The 4,980-nt window shown below is 73.4% G+C and carries 6 protein-coding genes; 4 read left to right on the top strand and 2 right to left on the bottom strand.

Annotated elements, in window-relative coordinates; translation table 11 throughout:
• Positions 1–108: 108 nt before the first annotated feature.
• The 3 genes from AB8Z75_RS31370 to AB8Z75_RS31360 all read left to right on the top strand — a co-directional run bounded on the left by AB8Z75_RS31370 (position 109) and on the right by AB8Z75_RS31360 (position 2,370).
• Positions 109–570 carry a MaoC family dehydratase N-terminal domain-containing protein gene (locus AB8Z75_RS31370; protein WP_369207960.1) on the top strand — a complete coding sequence of 154 codons (462 nt, stop codon included), beginning with the start codon at positions 109–111 and terminating at the stop codon, positions 568–570.
• Positions 571–575: 5 nt separating this feature from the next.
• On the top strand, positions 576–1,010 hold the full coding sequence (locus tag AB8Z75_RS31365; protein WP_369207956.1) for a MaoC family dehydratase: 435 nt from the start codon (positions 576–578) through the stop codon (positions 1,008–1,010).
• Positions 1,011–1,296: 286 nt separating this feature from the next.
• A complete protein-coding gene (locus tag AB8Z75_RS31360) occupies positions 1,297–2,370 on the top strand; it encodes a UDP-N-acetylmuramate dehydrogenase (protein ID WP_369207954.1) in 1,074 nt (357 codons plus the stop codon).
• A gap of 36 nt (positions 2,371–2,406) precedes the next feature.
• Here AB8Z75_RS31360 and AB8Z75_RS31355 read toward each other — a convergent pair whose 3' ends face one another.
• On the bottom strand, positions 2,407–3,066 hold the full coding sequence (locus tag AB8Z75_RS31355) for an NAD(P)-dependent oxidoreductase (protein WP_369207958.1): 660 nt from the start codon (positions 3,064–3,066) through the stop codon (positions 2,407–2,409).
• A gap of 82 nt (positions 3,067–3,148) precedes the next feature.
• Between AB8Z75_RS31355 and AB8Z75_RS31350 the strand changes: the two genes are divergently transcribed.
• Positions 3,149–3,739: a TetR/AcrR family transcriptional regulator gene (locus tag AB8Z75_RS31350; protein WP_369207952.1), complete on the top strand. Its 591-nt coding sequence runs from the start codon at positions 3,149–3,151 to the stop codon at positions 3,737–3,739.
• Between the two features lie 98 nt (positions 3,740–3,837).
• On the opposite strand, the gene AB8Z75_RS31345 is transcribed toward AB8Z75_RS31350, so the two are convergent.
• On the bottom strand, positions 3,838–4,872 hold the full coding sequence (locus AB8Z75_RS31345) for an adenosine deaminase (protein ID WP_369207950.1): 1,035 nt from the start codon (positions 4,870–4,872) through the stop codon (positions 3,838–3,840).
• Positions 4,873–4,980 lie beyond the last annotated feature (108 nt).

Here is a 4,980-nt window from a genome sequence, read left to right as displayed (position 1 = left end):
YCGCGACGCCGTGCGGGCACGGCGTCGCGACACCACGACGCCCACGCCGCCAGGCCGGGCAGTCGGGAAGCCGTGAACCCGCCACCACTGCCCCAGGAGGCGCCGCCGATGGCACTCGACCAGTCCTTCGTCGGGCGGACGTACCCGCCCAGCAGGCCGTACGAGGTCGGCAGGGAGAAGATCCGCGAGTTCGCGGAGGCCATCGGGGACGACAATCCGGTGTACACGGACGTCGAGGCGGCGAAGGCGCTCGGCCACCCGAACGTGATCGCGCCGCCCACGTTCGTGTTCTCCCTCACCTTCCGTGAGGCGGAGCGCGTGGTGCGCGACCCGAAGCTGGGGCTGGACTGGAGCCGTGTGGTGCACGGCGACCAGAAGTTCGCCTACCGCCGTCCCGTCCGCGCGGGGGACCTGCTCTCGGTCAGCTCGACCATCGAGTCGATCAGGTCGATGGCGGGCAACGAGATCCTCGACGTCCGTGGCGACGTGCTGGACGCGGCGGGCGAGACGGTGGTGACCGTCCACTGCAAGCTGGTGGCCCGGGCGGTCGAAACGCCGGAAGGGGAGTGACTCGGATGACAGCGCAGGTCGGTTACGACGACGTGGAGCCGGGCACGGAGCTGCCCGCGCGCAGCTTCCCCGTGGACCGGGAGCGGCTGGTGCGCTACGCCGGCGCTTCGGGGGACTTCAACCCCATCCACTGGAACGAGCGGTTCGCCAAGAGCGTCGGGCTGCCCGACGTCATCGCGCACGGCATGTTCACCATGGCCGAGGCCGCCCGTGTCATCACCGACTGGACGGGTGACCCGGGTGCGCTCCTGCAGTACGGCGTGCGGTTCACCAAGCCGGTCGTCGTGCCGGACGACGACGAGGGTGCCGTCATCGAGGTGGCGGCCAAGGTCGCCAAGAAGCTGGACGACGAGGCCCGCACGGTGCAGGTCGACCTGACGGTCACCAGCGCGGGCGCCAGGGTCCTGGGCATGTCCCGCGCCGTGGTGAAGCTGCGCTGAGGCGTGCGGCGCTGGCCGCGCCCGGGCCGCGGCGCCGTGGCGAGGCCCGGGCGCCCGTGTGACGCGGACCTGGCCGGTGACTCGGACCCGTCCGGTGCCTCGGACCCGTCCGAGCTGTGGGAGCGCCCGTCCGAGCCGTGGACGGGCCGCCCCTCCCACGGGAGCGCCCGTTCGAGTCGCGTGGGACCGCCCCTCCGAGTCGCGCGGGACCGCCCGTGCCGTGGGCAGCGCCGCCGCAGGTGTGGGGGAGCCGGTCCGCGACGCGCGCACCCGTACTCTGGAGCGCGTGCAGGAACTCTACGTTGACCCCGGTGTCCCCACGGCCTCGCTGGCCCCGCTGACGACGCTGCGCCTCGGCGGGCCCGCCGAGCGGCTGGTCGTGGCCACCACAGACGACGAGGTGATCGCGGCGGTCCGCGAGGCGGACGACAGCGGGACACCGCTGCTGATCATCGCGGGCGGCAGCAACCTCGTCATCGCGGACGAGGGTTTCCAGGGCACCGTCCTGCGCATCGCGACCCGCGGCTTCTCCCTGTCGGGCAGCGGCCTGGAACTGGCAGCGGGCGAGAACTGGTCGGACGCCGTCGCCCGCACGGTCGAGGCGGGCCTGGCGGGGGTCGAGTGCCTGGCCGGCATCCCGGGCTCCGCGGGCGCCACGCCCATCCAGAACGTCGGCGCCTACGGCCAGGAGGTCTCCAGCACCCTCACCGAGGTCGTCGCCTACGACCGGCGGGCCCGCCAGGTCGTCACCCTCGCGAATGAGGAGTGCGGCTTCTCCTACCGGCACAGCCGCTTCAAGGCCGATCCCGGGCGCCACGTCGTGCTGCGGGTCCGTTTCGCGCTGGAGGACGCGGAGGGCCTCTCCGCGCCGATCAGGTATGCGGAGACCGCGCGGCTCCTCGGGGTGGAGGCCGGCGACCGGGTTCCCGCGGCCCGGGCGCGCGAGGCCGTGCTGCGGTTGCGGGCGGGCAAGGGCATGGTGCTCGACCCGGCCGACCACGACACCTGGTCGGCCGGCTCCTTCTTCACCAACCCGATCCTGGACGAGGAACAGTTCGCGGCCTTCGTCGACCGGGTGCGGGAGCGGCTGGGCCCCGAGGTGGCGCCGCCCGCCTTCCCCGCGGGGGAGGGGCGCACCAAGACCTCGGCCGCCTGGCTCATCGACAAGGCGGGCTTCACCAAGGGCTACGGCACCGGCCCTGCCCGGATCTCGACCAAGCACACGCTGGCGCTCACCAACCGCGGTTCGGCCACCACGGCCGACCTGCTGGCGCTGGCACGTGAGGTGCGCGACGGGGTGCGGGACGCGTTCGGCGTCACCCTGACGAACGAGCCGGTCACGGTCGGCTGCGCGCTGTAGCGGGGAGGGCTCCCGCGGGGCCGGGAGCCGAGGGGTTCAGTAGGCGACGCTCACGTTCTGTCTGACCGCGGCAGGGTCGGCGGCGAGGGCGAGCATCGCGTGGGCGACGTCCGCCCGCCCGATGGCGCGACCGCCGCGCATGTTGACCTCGTGGGCCGTGCGGTAGGTCCCCTTCAGCGGCGTGTCCCGCAGCATGGGGGGCCGCACCACCGTCCATTCCGTCGCGCTGCGGTGGATGGCCTCCTCCATGACGCGCAGGTCGTCGTAGACCGGCTTGAGGAAGCGGGAGACGAGCGGCATCGCGATCCGCCGGGAGACGAACGTCTGGTCGGCCGGCTCGTCCGCGAGCGGGGCCGCGCTGACGGCGACGAAGCGCGGCCGGCCCCCGTCAGGGCGGGTGCCGTCCGCTTCCAGGGCGCGCAGCACCACGTCGGTGACGCGGGCGGAGACGCCCTGGCGTGCCTGCTCGTTGCTGGACGCGCCCAGCCCGGAGAGGACCGCGTCCCGGCCGGTCACGGCGGGGCTGAGGGGGGCGGGGTCGGTGAGGTCGGCGGTGTGGACCTCCAGTCGTTCCCCGGTGACGGGCAGCCGCGCCGGGTCGCGGACGACGGCTGTGACGGTGTGTCCGGACTGGAGCGCCTGGCGGACGATTTCCCGGCCGACGCCGCCGGTCGCACCGAAGACGGTGAGGTGCACGGTCCCTCCCGAAGACGTGGGTGAGTGTTCACTCACCTCTATGGTGGGTAAGTACTCACCCACCCGTCAAGAAGGGACCACGATGCCCCCGCGGCCCACCCGGACCCGCATCCTCGACGCCGCCCACGAGCTGATGCGGTCGGAAGGACTGCTGCGCACCACCACCAAGGAGATCGCCAAAGCGGCGGGCTGCTCCGAAGCGGCGCTCTACAAGCACTTCGCGAGCAAGGAGGAGCTTTTCATCGGAGTGCTGAGCGAGCGGCTGCCGCGGCTCGGCGCCACGCTGGAGAGACTGCGCAACGACCCGGGCGCGCGCAGCGTCGAGGAGAACCTGACCGAGGTCGCCAGGCACGCCGCCGTCTTCTACCAGGAAACGTTCCCCATCGCCGCCTCCCTCTTCGCCGACCGCCGCCTCAAGGACCGGCACGAGCAGGCCATGCGTGAGATGGGCGTCGGCCCGCACGTGCCGATCACCCAGCTCGACGCCTACCTGCGCGCCGAGCGGGAGGCCGGTCGGATCCGGCCGGACGCCGACACCTACGCCGCCGCCGCGTTGCTGATGGGCGCCTGTGCGCAGCGGTCCTTCGCCTACGGCGCCGTCGACGGACCGCCCAGGCCGCTGGACGACTTCGCGGCCTCCCTCGCGCGCACCGTACTGAGCGGCATCGGCTGAGGACCATGGGCTGTCCCGACGGCCGTTCGGCGCGCGGGGCGGGGCGCCGCTGCTGCTTACGCCCGTGCCGCCCGGCGACGTCTGGGTGGCGGCTCACCTCACGCCGCCGGGGCCAGCCAGGCGTCGATGTCCGCCAGCACCCCGGCGCGTACGTCCTCGGGCATCGAGGCGCCTCGTACCGACTGGCGGGCCAGCTCGGCGAGCTCGGCGTCCGTGAAGGCGTGCGTCTGCCGCACGAGTTCGTACTGGGCGGCCAGCCGCGAGCCGAACAGCAGCGGGTCGTCGGCGCCCAGGGCCATCGGCACCCCCGCGTCCCACAGCGCCCGCACGGGCACGTCCTCCGCCTTGTCGTAGACGCCCAGCGCCACGTTGGACGCCGGGCAGACCTCGCAGGTCACCCGGCGTTCGGCGAGCCGGGACAGCAGCCAGGGGTCCTCAGCGGCGCGCACGCCGTGGCCGACGCGGGAGGCGCGCAGGTCGTCCAGGCAGTCGCGGACGCTGCCGGGGCCCGCCAGCTCGCCCCCGTGCGGCGCGGCCAGCAGCCCGCCGTCCCTGGCGATACCGAAAGCGCGGTCGAAGTCGCGTGCGAAGCCGCGCCGTTCGTCGTTGGACAGACCGAAGCCGACGATGCCGCGGTCCGCGTACCGCACCGCGAGGCGTGCGAGCGTGCGGGCCTCCAGCGGGTGCTTCATGCGGTTGGCCGCCACCACCACGCGGATGCCGAGCCCGGTGTCGCGCGAGGCCGTCTCCACCGCGTCCAGGATGATCTCCAGCGCGGGGGAGAGCCCGCCGAGCCGTGGCGCGTAGGAGGTCGGGTCGACCTGGATCTCCAGCCAGCGCGAGCCGTCCCGCACGTCCTCCTGGGCCGCCTCCCGCACCAGCCGCTGGATGTCCTCCGGCGCCCGCAGGCAGGAGCGGGCGATGTCGTAGAGCCGCTGGAAGCGGAACCAGCCGCGCTCGTCCGTCGCCCGCAGCCGAGGAGGCTCACCGCCCTTGAGCGCGTCCGGCAGGTGCACGCCGTACTTGTCGGCCAGCTCCAGCAGCGTGGAGGGCCGCATCGACCCGGTGAAGTGCAGGTGCAGGTGGGCTTTGGGCAGTGTGCGCGTGTCCCGCTCTCCGGAAGAGTGCAACATCCCAAGATCCTGCCGTACAGGGGCGGCTGACCGGTAGCGGGTTCCCCGAAGGGGACGTCCCGAACAGATTCCCGTGGCGGGGCGTGACAGGGCGGGGCGTGGCAGGGC

This window comes from Streptomyces sp. PU-14G (assembly GCF_041028275.1).
In the GTDB taxonomy this organism is placed as follows: domain Bacteria; phylum Actinomycetota; class Actinomycetes; order Streptomycetales; family Streptomycetaceae; genus Streptomyces.
Note: the sequence above shows the minus strand (reverse complement) of the source record. Positions and strands in the feature narration are given on the sequence as shown.

Coding starts and splice junctions, on each gene's coding strand:
- AB8Z75_RS31345 (WP_369207950.1), bottom strand. CDS start 4,872: ATGTTGCACTCTTCCGGAGAGCGGGACACGCGCACACTGCCCAAAGCC.
- AB8Z75_RS31350 (WP_369207952.1), top strand. CDS start 3,149: ATGCCCCCGCGGCCCACCCGGACCCGCATCCTCGACGCCGCCCACGAG.
- AB8Z75_RS31370 (WP_369207960.1), top strand. CDS start 109: ATGGCACTCGACCAGTCCTTCGTCGGGCGGACGTACCCGCCCAGCAGG.
- AB8Z75_RS31365 (WP_369207956.1), top strand. CDS start 576: ATGACAGCGCAGGTCGGTTACGACGACGTGGAGCCGGGCACGGAGCTG.